We start from the raw sequence: 14,159 nt of genomic DNA, 5'->3' as shown, positions 1-14,159 counted from the left end.
GTGGATTCCGCCTGGTAGGGCATCCTCAGGGCGATTCCGTCGATCTCAGTGAGCATCCTCTCGGTCTCAGTCGACACGGACGCCCCGGTCAGCAGGTCGATGGTGAAATTCGCGCCGGCCGCGCGGGTGGAGTGAATCCGACCAGCCAAGGCCGGGATGACCGCCTTGGGTGTCCCGGCACTGGCGAAACCGCTGACGGCGACGGTGTCACCCGGACCGATGGCCTTCACCGCTTCCTCCGCCGACGTCACCTTCTGCTGGAACGCCGAGTGTCGAATCCGGCTCGACTGCACCGGGGATGCGGGATCACTGATCTGGAGGCTCACGGCGGCCAGTGTAGGAGTGGGCGACGTGACGCGACCACCCCGAAAGATCGTGATGTTCACCGGATCACATCCGGTGTTCGCCACTGTCTCGATTCCTGGCCGCCCGACAGCGGTCCGTCACCGGACTCACCCTCCAACTCGACGTCCGCACCCACCGGCATGTCCGGGAACGGCAGTTCTGCGGACAAGCAACCCAAGGTCGCCGACCATCTCAAATTCCGCGCGAGCGAACCTCCTCGCGTTCACCGCGTTCCCCAAACAGAGGTGAAAACAGATCCCAAGCAACTATCCGCGATCGGCTAACCAGCCCTCGGGCGAGACGATTCTGTCCGCGACGTCAGGTCCGGGGCCGAGGGCCGAATGGGTCGCATGCCTCACGGTGGCTCGATCGGAGAGGGCGGACGATGGCCGTTCGGGTGCGGCCGAACGACGGCCGGCATCCGGAAAGAGTCACGATCTCTCGCCGCCGAGGGGGACGCGGCCGCTGCCGCCGAACACGGCAGTCAGGGCGTCGGCCCTCCAGCGTGGGCATGTGCCGGCGAGATGGGCTGGATGGTCGGCGCCCGACCGGCTTTGGTGTTGCAACCGTCTCGGCCGGCCTCTCACGGACCAACACACTTTCCTCACCCTCGACGACACCAATGATCACCCCGTCGAGGTAGGATCAGCTGTCCGCCTTGGATTGTCGAGGAAGCTGATCCGGTCATCGACGACGCCGGCAGCGACGATCCGCTGATCGCCGACGCCATTCACATCTTCTTCTGACCACACCCGAGGAGGACTCCACCGCCATGACGACCAACTCGACCCGCCGCGCCTGTCTCGGTACCTGGCCCACACCCGTCGAGCGGGCTCCGCGCCTGGCAGTAGCGCTCGGACTTCATCCCGACGACCTGTGGATCAAACGCGACGACCTTACAGGTCTCGCCGGCGGTGGAAACAAGATCCGCAAGCTGGAGTGGACCGTGGGAGCCGCAGTCGCAGACGGCGCCGATACCTTGGTCACCACAGGGTCGCCCCAGAGCAACCACGCTCGCCTCACCGCGGCAGCTGGCACCCGGCTCGGGCTCGACGTCGTCCTGGTCTTCCCCGGTGAGGCCGGCGCATCCCAGTCCGGGAATCTTGCCCTCGATGGGCTTCTGGGCGCCCGGATCGCCTGGGCGGGCGATGTCGACGACATCGGATTAGCGGCTGTTGCGGATACTGTCGTGACTCAGCTCCGGGCGTCGGGTGCGAGCCCTGCGCTTATCCCGTTCGGTGGGTCGAGCGGCATCGGCGCGCACGGGTATGTGCTCTGCGGCCAGGAACTGCGCAAGCAGGTTCCCGATCTCGATACAGTCGTCGTTGCTTTGGGCTCTGGGGGAACGATGGCCGGTCTCGTCGCTGCACTCGGGCCTGAGAAGGTCCTCGGTGTCGACACCGGGGCACTCGCGAACCCGCTGCACGCCGTCGCCCGCTTCGCCAGCGAAGCCGCACACGCATCCATCACCGCTGACCAGCTGCACGCCCGCTTCGACATGGTTGGCAGCGGCTACGGCAACCTCACCGAGCCGGTCGCAGCAGCGCTCTCGCTTATCGCGAGAACTGAGGGCGTCATCGTCGACCCTATCTATACCGGGCGTGCGCTCGCCGGTCTGGTTGCCGCCGTCGAGGACGGCACCATCACCTCCGGACGCACGACCGTCTTCCTCCATACCGGAGGACTCCCGGGTCTGTTTGGGCATCGAATCACGGTCGAGCGGGCACAGAACAGTCTGCGCTGCTTCCCCCTTCCCACGGACGACCAGACGTCGGATCAGGACCCGCTCCAGTCGGCCTGAACACCTGCACTCGATCTATGGTGTAGCCAATGACTGCTGGGGACTCGCAGCATAACGAGGGATCGAACAGATGTTCTTCCTCCCTCCCCAGGGGGTGCTTACACAGGTGTTGGGGTATGGATGCGTCGTCATGTGTCTCGGCATGGCGACTCCACTAGGAGTGATATGCGGTCAGGATGCGTGTACGCCCGTTTCGTTCGGGAACTCGACCTTGTCCTCGCAGTTTTCCAGCTCCGCGAGCCTGCCGCTGACGGATTTGTCATCGCGATGCTTTGCCACACAGTCGACCCGACCAGCCATTTGCTGAGGAGCGCCCCTGACACCGACTTTCTGCTGCGTAATCAATAATCAATCGTGTGCGATCTAATCGGATGCGATATCTAGCACCGACCATCACAACGTGTGATGGATCCAAGCCCCACCCGACACACCGGCCCTGACCGCACCGCTCTGCAGATCAGCCAAGAAGCGCGCTTTGAGCGCGTTATTTCTCGAACCAGCGTGCAGTGGTGCTGCGCTCAGACGAACGCCGTCGACGGACAATACGGTCTCGGCCGGTACCAGACCGCGTTCGCCGCTGCGCAATGAGCGTGTGAGAATGCGCGGTGAACACTGCCCGGTCATCGACCCGCGCACTGCCACCTCCCTGCGGGCGTGCAGCGAATCGCGGAATCAGCGGTTCGGCGCTCTCCCACAACGCATCCGGAACCAATTGCAGTGACAGCCCATCTACCACGCGCCACATTAAGTTCCACAAGTCACTTCGTCCACATGAGCGCTCGTAGCTAGAACGCTCACCCTATCGCGGGCGCTCTCACACTGCCACCCAGCGGTTGATTCGAATTCCGGGAAATCTGGACAGTTCGAGCGCCGGCTCCTGCCGGGGCCCTGGCACACCAGGCATTGCCCCCAGGGCAACTCACGGGGTCGATCGGCACCCCGGCCGCGCGACGCTGAAGTTAAGCCGCACAACGAGGAAACGAGCCGGGAAAATGAGCAATATCACCAAGGATGGCACCGCGATCTACTACAAGGACTGGGGCTTGGCCGGTCGTCACGTTCTCGCATGGTTGTCAGCTGAGCTCTCACGCGTGGGATGGACAGATGCTGTTCCCTGCGCAGAACGGCAGAGTAGTCATGACCACCACCTTTGATCGCCGCATCCAGTTAGGCACTGACGCTCAGCTCCGCAGTTCGATCGAATCCAGTTCGTATACACCGCAACAACGGTCAGCGTTGATCGCTGCTCTCCATGCACGGGAGGCCGGCCACTTAGCCAGTGAAACACTGGCTTTCGGATGCGCTCACTGGACTGAGATCAACAGCAAGCACTACGCCTACGTCGACACAACACCGACCGAATTCTGAGGGAGAGGAGTCATGAGGATCGCAGGCACATCGACAATGGGCGCAACCGGGTCCGACGCCATCACCCTCGTCATCGGTGAGAGCTATGCAGTGGCCGAGCGCGGTCCTGCGGGTTGATGGGTGTGGCGCCATGGTCGGCCATGACAATTTAACAAGGCGCTCAACCAAATCCAACGTCGAAGCCAGCAGAACAGTTAGCCGAAGAGTGGAAGGAACCGTCATGGCACTATCGGACAACCTCAAAGGCCGCGTCGCTGTTATCACCGGCGCTTCGAGTGGCATCGGGGCGGCCACCGCACGGCAACTCGCTGCGCGCGGCGCCGCCGTCGGTCTTATCGCACGGCGTAATGACAAGCTCGTGGCCATCGCCGACGAGATCACCACCCACGGCGGAACAGCCATCGCCATCGCGGCAGACGTCACCGACGCCACCACGATTGAGGAAGCCGCAACCCGCGTTCAGCGCGAACTCGGCACAACCAGCATCCTGTTCAACAACGCCGGCATTATGCTTCCCGCGGCCTTCGAGCTCAAACGCACCACCGAGTGGAAGACTCAAATCGACCTCAACACCGGCGGTGTGGTCTCCACGATCGGAGCGTTCTTCGATCAGCTGGTCGAAGCCGCGGCGGATGGGTCTCCGTCGGATCTGATCAACACCTCATCCATCGCCGCGCAGAACATCTTCCCGACCTTCGCGGTCTACGCAGCAACCAAGGCATTCGTCACGCACTTGAGCCGGCATCTCCGTGTCGAACTGGGGCCGAAGGGTGTCCGCGTCGGAGTCCTCGAACCTGGTCTGATCGAAACCCCGCTGTACGACCACGTCACACCCGACGACGTCAACGAATGGCTCAGCGACACCAAGGAAGCATTCCAATGGCTGCGCGATGACGACATCGCGGAGATCGTGACCTTCATGGTCAGCCTGCCCAGCCATGTGAACCTGCAAGAAGTCGCCGTGATGCCCACCGGCCAGGTGTAACCACCCTTACCGGCACCTGAACCGCCTGGATCGAGTGGAGGCCTCGTTCAGACCAATCCGAGGACCGAGACGGCGATGGGGCGCTGTTCACGTCAGGGCCCCGCGATGGGCGAGGTGTACCCGAGCGACGAAGGTAGCCGGTCCGCGGTGAACCACCCCGACCCACTCTGCTGTTTACCTCTCCACCTCGGCCCGCCCGGACCACACTCGGCCCCTCGATCAGCTCGGACGTGTAGAGCCTGATCGTCGATTCCCTGAGCGCGTCATTGTGGTAGGCGACGGGGCGACGCTGACACCGTGGTCGGTGAGCGCTGACGCTCACACCGTGGTCGGTGAGCGCTGTGTCAGATCGGGGCGACCCCGAAACGAGAGCGGTGGGCGTCGATGTAGTCGACAATCACCGCAGTCGAACGGTCGCTCTCCGCCGCCGCGAAAACGCACCCGCGGTCTTCAATGTCTCATCCTTCCCAGCGAGGCTGGGTGACCTCATTCGACGCATCCGCTGCTGCCGACGAAGCGCACCGGGTGGGACGGCCTCCTCCCGTTCAGTCCAAGTTCCGCAGCGTCGCGGGCGCGATGCCGAGCAACTCGCCGACATGGCGACGGGCTGCGGCCGTGGGGCCTCCGTGCTCACGATCCAGTCCCGATACAACAGACGGCCCATTCCTCGGTCTCGGCGTCGTGCTGACCAACATTCCCCTTGCTCGAGCAACAGTCTCCGCCTCATCCAGGCCGCTCAACGAAACCTCCTGATCGCCGAAAGCTGACTCTCCTATGCTTGAGGCCTGAAGCGGTTTGCCGCTGTGGTCCTCGATTTCGGCGGTGCGTTGCACGTAGTCGCCGACTTCATCCGATCCAGCGCTGCGATCCAGACCGCGCAGCTCTGCCGGGTCCCACGCCGTCGGATCACCGGCGGTGGAGTGCTCGGCCGCGAGCCAGCGGCCGACCTTGAGCAGGTGGGACCGACATGATCATCCTCGGCCAGATTCCACGTAACTCTTAACATGCTCAACCACCATAAGTACGGACGAGCGAAATTCGACCTACACCTCAAATGCGTCATTCACTCCGGATAGTCAAGCGCACCATACGAATCAGAAAATTGCGCCACATCCAGTTCTGCTCGGCCATTGACAGCGATTGTGGACCATAGATTGCGCATGTTGTCTTCGCCTCCTTCTGAGACAGGCGAAGCCGAGTCGGGGAATCGGCAGATTGCCGCTGTGCGCCCGAGTAGTTGAGGACCGCTGCAGGCCTACGCCAAACATCCATCTGTGGCAGGATTTCGCCTCGGTCAATGACATGCTACTTGACCAGACCGCACTACTATGCGGCCGCGGAGACCCGGTGTGTCAGACGGAGGTTGTTCTTAATCGTTCTGGATATTTGGCAACGTATTCGGGAATGCCCGATGCCGGTCTCCCCAGAATCTGGTCGATGTCGTCGGTGGTTCGGTCGTATCGATTCTCCGCATGCAGACGCGCCATTGTGGAAAGGTGCTCGAAAACATGATCTGGGAGGCGCAGTGCTCCGAGTTCGCGGCGCCACTGTTCGAGTGGCACGTCGACGTAGGTGATTTTCCTTCCTAGTGCGGCGGAGAATTCAGTGGCGATCGCATGCAGACCCAGGGATTCGGGACCGGTCAACTCGTACACCCGTCCAACGTGGTTAGGTGGATCCGTCAGCACGGTCGAAATAACCTCGGCCACATCGTAAGCCGACACCGGGGAGGTACGGGCATCGCCAAACGGAAGCCGGATTGTGTCGGTTTGCCTGATCGAGTCGACGGCGAAGACCTGAAAGATCGGGTTCTCCATGAATACCGTGGGTCGGATGTGGGTGACCGGCAGGCCGGACCAGTCCAGGATCTGTTCGCCCAGCCATTGCAATCGGTGCTGACTGGATTCGGCGGTGCTCGCCAAATTCATCTGCGAGACGGTCATCTGTGACATGTTGACGAAGATCGTCAGTTCGCCGTGGTGGCGGGCTGCCACCGCGGCGGCAGCGGTCGCTTCTAGGTAGCGGGTCGACACACTCATTCCGAAGTACATGCGACCGCAGCCGTCGAGTGCATGTGCGACGTCCCCCGCCAAAGTGAGATCACCTACGACCACCTCGGCGCCGATGTCGCGGACCGCGTCGGCGCGTTCGTCCTCCCGGTGGACCAAGGCTCGAACCGGCAGGCCCCGCGCCAGGAGATTCTCCGTAACCATTCGGCCGATGCCCCCGATTGTGCCGGTGGCCCCGGTAACGAGCGTCGGAAATTGGTCGTTTCTGTTGTTTGTCATCATCACCGGCTACTCCAACGAATGTTACTGACATCGATCGGGCCATCGGCTGTTTGGCGTTCATATTGTCATCGTCACGCCACCGATACCTCACCGTTTGGTGGATAGAACGATCGCATCGACGACCAACCTTGCCGTAGACGTATTGTACTGCCGCCGAAACTCATGCCTCCATGCTCTCAATCCATTCTTTTGTCAGAACGGCACCTCATCGACCACTACACCGCTGGCCCGCGACTTCCAGACAACTTTCGCGAGCGCTCCCACACAATTTGACCGTCATTTCGTAGCCGTGGGCACCGTGCCGATCACCGTCGGTGAACTGACGCTGGCCCCAACATCTATCTCAGCGGAGCCCATCCCAACGCACACCGTGCCTCCGTGGCCCCGCCGTTGTGCGATCATGTCGCGCGTAGTGCGTGTCGCCTCAGGCCGATGAACCTGGACGGCCAAAGTCGGTGGTGCGCGCGGAATTGAGCGCGCTCCGCGTGACCGCTTCCCGTTCCGCCGCTGCTTCGTACAGTTGATGTGACAGGTCTGCCAGGGCGCGGGCAGCGGCCATATCCTCGCTGACTTCCGGAACATCGGTATGTTGCGGATTTCGTCTTGCGAGCCCCGTTCCTACGAATGTGGTCCTGTCGCTGGCACGCAGAAGGGCGCGCGCTCGCGTCTGGGCGCCGGTCTCACCGGATTTGTGCTCGTCGATGACGATGTTCACCGACCAGGTCTTCTCGTTCACGGATGAATCACTTCCTTTTCGTACTCTGCACCGGGACACATCTAAGTCGGCGCTTGTGACCGTGTTGGGTTTCTTCGCAGGCCGCTATCTCTTCTGCTCGTGGCGCATGTGGCGTGTTCGGCGATCGGACGACGAAACATCTGCCCGACCGTGGCGGACCAGAGGGTGAGCCAGCGCACGGGGTGTCCGCCGAAGCCGGACGGTACATCCGTTTGACGCTTCCCTGGTAGGGCTGGCACCCAGCACGATCGGGTCAAAGCCGTTGTCCATGGTTCGGTCCTTGAGGTCGACGGGCACACCAGCCAGAGCGGGAGTCGCCACATTCGTTTGATCCCTTCATGGTGACCGTCACGTCCCCCGGGTCGCGCCCGTGGGAGACCCGGGGCTTCCCCCGGGGGGTTTCGGCCGGGCGGTTCAACCCTCGCGCACCGACAGGTTCTCCGCCCCCGTCTTGTCGACAGTGACGTCGCCTGGCATGGGGAACATGTCGGCCCCGTGGTCGGCGAATTCCCCAACGGAGGCGAGCAGCTGAGTGTGCCATGACGTTCCCTTACCAAGGGTGGGGTGCGCGCCCGGCCGGAGCTGGGCCCCGCGCGGAGACTCGAGCGTCCCAGCGCCTGACCGACCGCAAACGTTGAGGGCGGCATCGGCATCGCGTGTGGCCTGAACCCAAACCCGGGTCAGGCACCGGCCCACCGGGGCACCGGGGCACCGGGGCACCGGGGCACCGGGGCACCGGGGCACCAGGGCACTAACCGGGGCAAGCCGCGGGCGCGAACCGGGCACCGTCGGAATGACACTGGGGTCGTCAACCAACACGACGTCACCCCGACAGTCAGAACGAACCCATGACCACCAAAATCACCGTCATCATCTACGACAATCCGGACAGCACCGACGCGTTCGAAGCCGGCTACTCCGACCAGCTCACGCTGGCCCACCAGATCCCCGGCAGCCAGAAACTGGAGACCTCCGAGGTCTGGCCCAAGGAGGACGGCAGCCCCACCCCGGCATACCGGTTGCTCGACCTGTACTTCGCCGACTACGAAGCCGCCGGTCAGGCCGTCACGACCGCGCAGGCCAGGGAGTTCTTCGACAGCGTCTTCAAGCTCGCCACCGGCGGTGTGCGCATCCTCTTCGCTGACATCGATACGACCTGAACCGCGTGCCGGGGGCCAGTCGATAAAAAGAAACGTTGTGCAACAGCGCATCCGCTACTGGACAACACCGAGAAAGGAAATATCATGACTACTTCACACCGTCGGTCCTACGACGAGGTGTGGGAGTTCGATGCCCCACCCAGCCTGCCGCAGAACCTGCAGAAGGTCCTGGTTGATCTCATCGAACTGCATCTGCAGGGCAAACAGGCCCACTGGAATCTCGTCGGCACCAACTTCCGCGACCTGCATCTGCAACTCGACGAAATCGTCGACATCGCACGCGAAGCCAGCGACACCATCGCAGAACGCATGCGTGCACTCGACGCGGTCCCAGACGGACGATCCGACACCGTCATCGAGTCGACGACACTGCCCGCCATTCCGCCGGCCGAGCAGAGCACCACCGACACGGTAGACCTCGTCACAACCGGGGTCTATGCCGTAGTCGACACCATCCGCTCGGTCCACGACGATGTCGACACCGCCGACCCGTCCAGCGCCGACCTCCTACACCGCATCATCAACGACCTGGAGAAGGCCGCCTGGATGCTCAAGTCCGAGAGCCGAAAAGTCTAAGGACGCCGCATGCCGCACTCACGATCCGAGCGTGCTGGTGCAGTCCGGATTCTCCGTACACCCGAAAATCAGGAGGTCGTCACGACCGAAGTTATCGCAGGCATCGCAATTCCCGCTTCATCCTGGGTGAACGCAGCGACCGACCTGGTACGCCAAGCGGCGTCGGTCGCTGCTCTTTCACCATTCACGTCCCGTTTTCCTGTTCGGATCGCTCCACGGTCAGCGGCTGCGGCGACCAGTCGATCCAGAACGGCTGTATTTCGGCGCGAGGTTCCATGATCTCGGCTTGACGGAGAAGTTTCGCGGCGGCACCCATCGATTCGACGCTCGATGGCGCGGACGAAGCGAGCGTTTCTCATCAGCCACGGCATCGACTCCGCCGGCGTGCGCACCGTGTGGGAGGCATCGCGCTGCACACCACCCCCGGAGGTGCGGTTCCAGCTGGAGCCGGAGAGTGCACTGGTGACCGCGGAAGTGGAGACCGATGTCCTCGGGATAGGACGAGACGACCTGCCCGAAGAGCTCATCGGGGAGATCACGCGGGTGCACCCGCGGCCCAACTTCATAGCGGGAGATCTTGCAGGCTTTCACCAAGGGCTTCAGGTATCACCCGGACAGCACCGTCGGCACCGTTAACGCGGATGTGCTCGAGCACTTCGTTCCCGGCTACCGCCACATCGTTTTAGTCGACGTCAGCCAGAACCCGGGCTGGGCCGAATAGGCCGTCCGGACGAGAGAACAACGCTGCCTGAAGGTGCGAATCATTCAGGACAAGGAGATAGCAATGACCAACACACAGGCCCATCCCGCAACCACGGATACCGGTGCTCCGACACACGACGAGGACCGTCTGCTCGGCTATCCGATGGTCGACCGGCTGCCAGCCGGACTCGAAGGCCTCCCCACCATCGTCGCGGTAGGCCCGTTCGACGACCTCGCGCACGCCGAGCAATTGGCCACCGCGTTCACCGTCGTGCGGCGGGCCGCCGCGCACCGTGTCGTGACCGGGGTGCACCTGGTCGAGGATTCCTCCGGGCGGCAGTGGCCCGACGTTCTTGCCGCCGCAGATCTCGTGGTGCCGAGCACGACGACGCTGCGAGAGGTGTTAATCGCCGGCCGGGGCGTGGTCGCACCCGAGCAGCCAGCCACCGTGGGGCTGGTCGTACCCACCAGTGCGGGCCTGGTCTACCGGCGCGGCGACGTGTTCGGGATGGCCGAGGCGATGCTGCAGCTCCTCACCACGTCCGCACTACGGGACCGCGTGGCTGCGCACGCCCGTGACGTCGCACCGCGATCACGGGCAGTCGAAAGAAACAAGACTTCGACGAATGAGCAGGCTGTGTCGAGGTTCAGGATTCCGGGGGGTAGTCGTGAACCGATTTGAGGGAACCCGGCTGAGTTACACCGACGGGCAGGGGCGTGTTCGAGAGGTGGCGCTGTCTGCAACCGCCCCGCGGGTGACAGTAGGGCGCTCTCACCGATCCGACATTGTGTTGAGTTGGGACGATATGGTGTCCCGGTTGCACGCGGTCATCGAGTGGACGGGCACATACTGGGCCGTCGTAGATGACGGATTGTCCCGCAACGGCACCTTCGTCAACGGCGAACGACTGACCGGACGGCGACGGCTTCGATCGGGCGACGTCATCTGGATCGGTGCCACGGAGGTGACCTACCGCGGCCAGGTCCGCCCCGGTTGCGGGGAGACGCAGGACCGGGTATTCATCGCGGCTCTCGCGGAGCACCGCATAATCTTCGATGTGGAGGCGGCGCTCACGTATCTGTCCGCCCTGGCCGGTGCCGCGCCCGAGCAGAACACCATGAGCCTTGTCGATCAGCTGTGGTGTACCGACGAGCGGCTGAAGGAGGAGGCGCACGACCTTGCCGATCGCGTTCTCCGGTCGATGCCGGGGGGCGGCGGGGAACGTGACTACTACGCGTTCACGCTGACCTCGACGGGTGATTTGCTCGAGAAGGTGTCCCTGTCGATGTTGGTCATTCTGGAGGCCGATGCGACCGGCGCTCTGCCCGCCTCGCTTCCATTCAGCGGCCTCGCCCACATCTACATGAGTATCGTGCGCGAGCTGAGCACCGCACTTGCACTGGACCCATTGCCCGATTCGACGCCTGGATTCATCGGTTACGTCGTCATCGGGGGCGACGTGATCGAGGACATGGCAGCGCTGTTTGAGGCTGTCGGGTCCCTGCTGCTAGACCACGGATACCGTCCTGAGAGCGCACTGCGCGGTTCGGACCCCCTGCTTCTGGCCACGGAGGCGCTCGCGCGCGCCTCCGCACTGCGGTCGCCTCGACTCTAGGCCGCCGATGGATTGCGTTGGGCCACAGATATACGATCTACTCAAAACGTCGCGGACCTCGACGGAGCTACCTTCGACCTCAGTGTTCGAGGCGTCAAAGAGGGAAAGTTGACCTCGCCAGCAACGCCGGCGATGCCCGGATTGGGTTGGACGACAGATTCCGAACATCTGGATAACCTTCGGCGCTAGCGTCTGTTATGCAGAGAGCGCTCGGGATAATCGTGTCGAGCACGCCTCAGCTGGGGTAACACGAGTTCCTCCGCGGGTTAGGAGTCGGTATGACTGACGCGTTTGTTCTAGGCGGCGTGCGGACGCCGGTCGGGCGCTACGGCGGATCGCTCTCGCACCTACGCACCGACGATCTGCTCGGCCGAACCATGGCCGCAGCATGCGAGCGGACGGACGTCCCGCTCGACAAGATCGAGGACATCGTCGCCGGCTGCGTGAACCCCGCCCACGAGGGAATGGGCGACATCGCACGCTGGTCCGCCCTCGCCGCGGGTTTCCCGGACTCCGTCCCGGCGATCACGGTCAACCGATTCTGCGCGTCCTCGCTGTCGGCCGCAATCTCGATCGCCCACGCCATCCGCAGCGACGAAATGGAAATCGGACTCGCCTGCGGAGTCGAATCCATGTCCCGCTCGGGATGGGCACTGATGAAAGGCGACGCGCCGTTCATGCCACGCGGACCCGTCTTCATGCTCGACACGATGTGGGCCGGCGCAGGCGGCCCACCCAACCCGACCCTCCTCGCACGCAACGCGTACATCGAAATGATGCAGACAGCGCAAAACGTCGCCGACCGCTACAACCTGACGCGTGAAGAAATCGATGCCTTCGCACTACGCTCACACCACCACGCCGCCGCCGCCCGAGATTCGGGCCGCCTCGCCATGGAGATCGAACCCGTCGAGATACCTGCCAGCCGCAAAATGCCGGCCCGCCGGTTCGAGCACGACGAGAGCATCCGCGGGGACACCACCGCCGAAAAGCTGGCAGCTCTCGGCCCGCAACCGAATACCACCCAGATGACGGCAGGTAACTCCTCCCCGCTCAACGACGGAGCGAGCGCGGTCGTCCTCGCCAGCAGGGCCGCCGCAGAACAACTCGGCGTCGAACCCTTGGCCCGAGTGGTGGCGTCGGCGACGTACGCTCTCGATCCGCAGATCATGGGGATCGCGCCCGCCTTCGCGATCCCGAAGGCCCTCGCACGGGCTGGCCTGAATCCCGGCGACATCGACGTTTGGGAGATTCACGAGGCGTATTCAGCGCAAGCCCTCGGCGTGCTCCGAGAGCTACCGAATCAGCTCGACGGATTCGAAGTTCCCGACGAGCGCCTGAATCCGAACGGCGGCGCCGTCGCTATCGGGCACCCGTTCGGATCGTCCGGCACCAGATACGTCCTCACCCTCGTGACCGAACTACGGCTGCGCGAAGCCCGCTACGGCGTGCTCGGCGTGTGCGTTGGATCGGGACAGGGAGTCGCCCTCGTACTGGAGAACCCCAGGGTGGCTTGACGCCATCATCAGACTGCAGGGCTTGCTCAGCCGGTACGCTCGGCCTCCCCACGCTCGACGATCCAGGCGGCGATCTGTGCACGCGACGTGAAGCCGAGCTTGGTGAGGACGTGCTCCACATGCCCCTGCGCGGTGCGCGGCGAGATCACCAACTGGGCCGCGATCGCCTTGTTCGTCAGGCCCTCGGCGACCAAACCGGCAACCTGCCTCTCACGTCTGGTCAACCCGCTCGCCGAGTTGACACCAGGCCGCGACGCCCTCCCGGGCTCCTCGTCGAGCGCGTAGGCAACCGCATTCTCGAATGTCATGGCTTCGCCATGCCGCACCTCTGTGTCGAACACTTGCACACCCAGCGTGCGGCGGGCCTGCCGCACGCATTCATCGTGGTAAACGAGCAAGTTCGGGACGGCCACCGTGGCGCTGCCCACCGTCTGTGACAGCCCCGCGGCGGCGCCCAGCAGCACAGCGGCCCGCCGGTCGAGGTGCTCGGCCGCGGCGATCTGAATCGCCCTGGATCGAGTGGAGACTCCGGTTCAGGCCACCTCGGGGGTTGAGGCAGCCGGGGGACGCTGTTCACGATAGCGGGTCTCGTACCAGGTCGGCGAGAGATAGTCGATCGACGAGTGCAACCGGTCCGCGTTGAACCAACGGACCCATTCGGCGGTTTCCCGCTCCACCTCGGCCCGACCGCTCCACGACGCGTCACGGTCGATCAGCTCGGTTTTGTAGAGACCGATCGTCGATTCCATCAACCCGTTGTCGAGGGCGTCCCCGACGCTGCCGATCGACCCGGCGATCCCCGAAGCGATCAACGCCTCGGTGAACGCCAGCGACGTATACTGGCTCCCCGCATCGCTGTGATGTACCAAACCCGTTGAGATGAAACGGATATCGGTTCTTCTGCGGGTGAACAACGCCTGCTCGAGCACTCCGGTGACCAACACGGTGGTCTTCGATGTCATCACCTGCCACCCGAGGATCCGGCGGGAGAACACGTCGACACAGAACGCCGTGTACACGAATCCGGTGAGTGTCCACACGTACGTAAAGTCCGCGACCCAC

Annotated in this window: 16 protein-coding genes and 1 pseudogene; 9 read left to right on the top strand and 8 right to left on the bottom strand. The window is 63.5% G+C overall.

All coding sequences use genetic code 11. From position 1 onward, the window contains the following. Window positions 1-326, bottom strand: a 326-nt coding sequence (locus ACFWAY_RS50730) for a CoA-transferase (RefSeq protein ID WP_378516099.1), incomplete at its 3' end; no start/stop codon positions are given. Between the two features lie 56 nt (window positions 327-382). After that, window positions 383-514, bottom strand: a complete 132-nt coding sequence (locus ACFWAY_RS50725; protein WP_378516098.1) for a hypothetical protein — start codon at window positions 512-514, stop codon at window positions 383-385. Between the two features lie 603 nt (window positions 515-1,117). Between ACFWAY_RS50725 and ACFWAY_RS50720 the strand changes: the two genes are divergently transcribed. Further along, window positions 1,118-2,146 carry a D-cysteine desulfhydrase family protein gene (locus tag ACFWAY_RS50720; protein WP_378516097.1) on the top strand — a complete coding sequence of 343 codons (1,029 nt, stop codon included), beginning with the start codon at window positions 1,118-1,120 and terminating at the stop codon, window positions 2,144-2,146. 586 nt (window positions 2,147-2,732) lie between these two features. Here the strand turns inward: ACFWAY_RS50720 and ACFWAY_RS50715 are convergent. Further along, window positions 2,733-2,882 (bottom strand): annotated as a pseudogene (locus tag ACFWAY_RS50715) (IS5/IS1182 family transposase); the annotation flags it as partial. Between the two features lie 401 nt (window positions 2,883-3,283). On the opposite strand from ACFWAY_RS50715, the gene ACFWAY_RS50710 reads away from it, so the two are divergent. Together ACFWAY_RS50710 and ACFWAY_RS50705 are read left to right on the top strand one after the other, a co-directional pair. After that, on the top strand, window positions 3,284-3,514 hold the full coding sequence (locus tag ACFWAY_RS50710; RefSeq protein ID WP_378516096.1) for a hypothetical protein: 231 nt from the start codon (window positions 3,284-3,286) through the stop codon (window positions 3,512-3,514). Between the two features lie 85 nt (window positions 3,515-3,599). Then, window positions 3,600-4,499, top strand: a complete 900-nt coding sequence (locus ACFWAY_RS50705; protein ID WP_378516095.1) for an SDR family oxidoreductase — start codon at window positions 3,600-3,602, stop codon at window positions 4,497-4,499. Between the two features lie 1,352 nt (window positions 4,500-5,851). Here the strand turns inward: ACFWAY_RS50705 and ACFWAY_RS50700 are convergent. Together ACFWAY_RS50700 and ACFWAY_RS50695 are read right to left on the bottom strand one after the other, a co-directional pair. Continuing rightward, on the bottom strand, window positions 5,852-6,790 hold the full coding sequence (locus ACFWAY_RS50700; protein ID WP_378516100.1) for an NAD(P)H-binding protein: 939 nt from the start codon (window positions 6,788-6,790) through the stop codon (window positions 5,852-5,854). 424 nt (window positions 6,791-7,214) lie between these two features. Beyond that, entirely contained in the window at window positions 7,215-7,526 is a 312-nt protein-coding gene (locus ACFWAY_RS50695; protein WP_378516094.1) for a DUF1876 domain-containing protein, read from the bottom strand. 848 nt (window positions 7,527-8,374) lie between these two features. Here ACFWAY_RS50695 and ACFWAY_RS50690 point away from each other — a divergent pair. Together ACFWAY_RS50690 and ACFWAY_RS50685 are read left to right on the top strand one after the other, a co-directional pair. Further along, window positions 8,375-8,686 carry an EthD family reductase gene (locus ACFWAY_RS50690; RefSeq protein WP_378516093.1) on the top strand — a complete coding sequence of 104 codons (312 nt, stop codon included), beginning with the start codon at window positions 8,375-8,377 and terminating at the stop codon, window positions 8,684-8,686. A gap of 84 nt (window positions 8,687-8,770) precedes the next feature. Next, window positions 8,771-9,262, top strand: coding sequence for a Dps family protein (locus tag ACFWAY_RS50685; RefSeq protein WP_378516092.1), 492 nt, complete (start codon window positions 8,771-8,773; stop codon window positions 9,260-9,262). 184 nt (window positions 9,263-9,446) lie between these two features. On the opposite strand, the gene ACFWAY_RS50680 is transcribed toward ACFWAY_RS50685, so the two are convergent. Beyond that, on the bottom strand, window positions 9,447-9,578 hold the full coding sequence (locus ACFWAY_RS50680) for a hypothetical protein (RefSeq protein WP_378516091.1): 132 nt from the start codon (window positions 9,576-9,578) through the stop codon (window positions 9,447-9,449). Between the two features lie 261 nt (window positions 9,579-9,839). Here ACFWAY_RS50680 and ACFWAY_RS50675 point away from each other — a divergent pair, with 261 nt between their 5' ends. The 4 genes from ACFWAY_RS50675 (at window position 9,840) to ACFWAY_RS50660 (ending at window position 13,097) form a co-directional block, all read left to right on the top strand. Continuing rightward, entirely contained in the window at window positions 9,840-9,983 is a 144-nt protein-coding gene (locus tag ACFWAY_RS50675) for a hypothetical protein (RefSeq protein WP_378516090.1), read from the top strand. A gap of 63 nt (window positions 9,984-10,046) precedes the next feature. Next, window positions 10,047-10,646 (top strand): glycosyltransferase, encoded by a 600-nt coding sequence (locus ACFWAY_RS50670; protein WP_378516089.1) that lies wholly within the window; start codon window positions 10,047-10,049, stop codon window positions 10,644-10,646. Then, window positions 10,591-11,580 (top strand): FHA domain-containing protein, encoded by a 990-nt coding sequence (locus ACFWAY_RS50665; RefSeq protein WP_378516088.1) that lies wholly within the window; start codon window positions 10,591-10,593, stop codon window positions 11,578-11,580. Before ACFWAY_RS50670 ends, ACFWAY_RS50665 begins: the two co-directional genes overlap by 56 nt. A gap of 278 nt (window positions 11,581-11,858) precedes the next feature. After that, window positions 11,859-13,097: a thiolase family protein gene (locus ACFWAY_RS50660; protein ID WP_378516087.1), complete on the top strand. Its 1,239-nt coding sequence runs from the start codon at window positions 11,859-11,861 to the stop codon at window positions 13,095-13,097. Between the two features lie 26 nt (window positions 13,098-13,123). Here ACFWAY_RS50660 and ACFWAY_RS50655 read toward each other — a convergent pair whose 3' ends face one another. Next, window positions 13,124-13,561: a response regulator transcription factor gene (locus ACFWAY_RS50655; RefSeq protein ID WP_378516086.1), complete on the bottom strand. Its 438-nt coding sequence runs from the start codon at window positions 13,559-13,561 to the stop codon at window positions 13,124-13,126. Between the two features lie 69 nt (window positions 13,562-13,630). After that, on the bottom strand, window positions 13,631-14,159 hold a 529-nt coding region (locus tag ACFWAY_RS50650), incomplete at its 5' end, for an IS3 family transposase (RefSeq protein ID WP_378516085.1).

It is taken from the genome of Rhodococcus sp. NPDC059968 (genome assembly GCF_042738615.1).
Classification (GTDB): Bacteria; Actinomycetota; Actinomycetes; order Mycobacteriales; family Mycobacteriaceae; genus Rhodococcus_F.
The sequence above is the reverse complement of the archived record's forward strand: the minus strand, read 5'-3'. Positions and strand labels throughout refer to the sequence as shown.